A 2,658-nucleotide genomic window follows, 5' to 3' on the forward strand; every position below is an offset into this window, starting at 1 on the left:
CCAGACCTTCAGCAATTACAGGCCAATCCGTTTATTGCAGAGGTACTGCCTGCCATCAGGATGATTTTATCGGAAAATCAGGTAAAGGTTACCCGTTTCATCAACAATTCACTGGTAGCACCCTATTATGCCGATAAAGCAAGCTATGAAAAGATTTCCTCCCCTTTTATTCCGGATCAAATTGTATATTGCAAGGCAAAATCCTTATTTTTGGAAATTTCGGGTACGGACACGGCGGAGAAAATCATTGATTCCTTCAAGTCAGCACTCGATCAGTTCAACAAAAAATACAATTATCTTCCTAAAATTATTATCCTGCAAGGGACAGGTGTTGTCATTGCAGATGAAAGCAGCCATTCAACGGATATCGATGCCGATGTATTCGAGGACTTCCTGAAAATCAGGTTTTATTCCGACAATTTTGGAGGTCCGAAATTCCTGAATGAAAGAGAAATCGCTTTTATTGACAACTGGGAAGTAGAAAATTACAGGCGCAAAGTTTCGACTGGTAAAAACGGGAGAGGTAGAGTTGAAAATAAAATTGCTGTGATCACAGGTGCTGCCCAGGGATTTGGAGCAGGCATAGCCGAGAATCTTTTTAATGAAGGTGCAAATATCGTCATTGCCGATTTGAATGAAACCACAGGCAAAGCCTTTGAAAGCAAATTAAACGGAAACAAAAAGAAAAACAAGGCCCTGTTTGTAAAAACAGATGTTTCGAACCCCGAGTCCGTTCAAAATCTTCTTTTCGAAACAATTAAAGAATTCGGAGGGCTGGATATTTTCATCAGCAATGCCGGCATTTTAAGGGCTGGCGGATTGGACGTCATGGATCCCAAGACTTTTGAGATAATGACCAAAGTAAATTATATAGGTTATTTTATCTGCGCCAAGTATGCCTCCCATGTGCTTGAACTTCAGTCAAAATACAAAAAAGACTATTTCACCGATATCATCCAGATTAATTCAAAATCAGGATTAAAAGGCAGTAACAAGAACTTTGCCTACGCCGGAGGTAAATTCGGTGGAATCGGTTTAACCCAGTCGTTTGCCATGGAACTGATGCCCTTTAAAATCAAGGTTAATTCCGTATGCCCGGGGAACTTCCTGGATGGGCCGCTATGGTCAGATCCGGAAAAAGGATTATTCGTGCAGTACCTTAAAGCCGGTAAAGTACCGGGAGCCAAAACCGTGGAAGACGTCAGGCGGTTTTACGAAAACCAGGTACCTGCCAAACGGGGCTGCACCATTAAAGATGTGATGAAAGCCGTATTCTATATTATAGATCAGGAATATGAAACAGGCCAGGCAGTTCCTGTAACCGGAGGACAAATTATGTTAAGCTAGTATTTTAAATAAAATACCTTTAAAGTGCCCTTAAATGGGCACTTTTTATCTAAAATATATAAATTTGGAAGAAACTGCTTTTGATTTATAGCGGAAAAAATAGGTTTAGAACAAAAACAAATCATGAACCACTTGATATCACTCAAAAACAAAATTAAATTTAAAAAGGATAATCTCTTACTGATCATCGGACAATTAGCTTTTGTCATCAGCATCCTTTTATTCCAATTTGCTCCACATAAATCCTATTTTTTATTCCTGACCGGATTTTCCTGTGGTCTGGGGATAGTGTTCAATATTTCCTCTCTACTCAGGAAAAGAAGGATAAAGAACAAAATTTCAGCCAATCTCCGATTTTAATTTTGATAAACTAACCATAAAAGTATAATGGATATAAAACAATTAAACCGCTTATATGGCATTCCGGGCCATATTGAATTCATAGAAGGAAAAGGAAGCCTGATCATAGCCAAAGTCAGCAATAACCAGGCAGAGGCCGTTATCTCATTATATGGCGCCCATATCTTAAGTTTCCAGCCCAAAGATCAAAAAGACATTTTATGGATGAGCCCTCAAAGCTTGTTCGAAAAAGGGAAACCCATTCGCGGCGGTATCCCGGTTTGCTTTCCCTGGTTTGGGCCAAACCCGGAAGACAAGCAAAAACCCCTGCACGGTTGTGCCCGCCTGAGCGATTGGGAAGTGCTCAAGACTTCATCCCTGAATCTTGAAGAAGACGAAACCATCTTAGTCTTGGGTTTAAAAAGCAATGACTACACCCTGTCCTTGTGGCCATTTGATTTTTCAGCAGAAATGGTTATTAAAATAGGCAAAAAGCTTGATGTTACATTGAGTTATACAAACACCGGAACTAATGCATTCACGGCTACTAATGCACTTCACAGTTATTTTAGCGTAAGCGATGCAGGAGAAATAGGTATTTCAGGACTGGAAGGGCGCCACTATTATGACCATACCGTTTTTGCTAAAGAAGCCAATACAGTCCAGGAAGAAAAAATCTTAAAAATTTCCAAGCAAGAAGACCGTATTTATATTAATCAAACCGATGACTGCCTGATAACCGATCCGGGATGGAAACGCAGCATAAGGGTAGAAAAGCGGAACAGCAAAACCACCGTAGTTTGGAACCCATGGACTGAAAGTGTCAAAGGAATGAACGACATCCCGGATGAAGATTACAAATCATTTGTCTGCGTTGAAGCTGTAAACACCCATGAAGATGCCATCACCCTGAAACCCGTAGAAAAACACCCGCTTTCCACAATCATCAGCATAGAATGAACTTTCCTGACC

Annotated in this window: 2 protein-coding genes; both read left to right on the forward strand. The window is 40.4% G+C overall.

All coding sequences use genetic code 11. The annotated features are described in order from the left end of the window. The first annotated feature begins 60 nt into the window (after positions 1-60). A complete protein-coding gene (locus tag Q8907_15825) occupies positions 61-1,347 on the forward strand; it encodes an SDR family NAD(P)-dependent oxidoreductase (protein ID MDP4275738.1) in 1,287 nt (428 codons plus the stop codon). Between the two features lie 387 nt (positions 1,348-1,734). Then, a complete protein-coding gene (locus tag Q8907_15830) occupies positions 1,735-2,646 on the forward strand; it encodes a D-hexose-6-phosphate mutarotase (GenBank protein MDP4275739.1) in 912 nt (303 codons plus the stop codon). Positions 2,647-2,658: the final 12 nt, after the last annotated feature.

The sequence above is a fragment of the Bacteroidota bacterium genome (assembly GCA_030706565.1).
Lineage (GTDB): Bacteria > Bacteroidota > Bacteroidia > Bacteroidales > JAUZOH01 > JAUZOH01.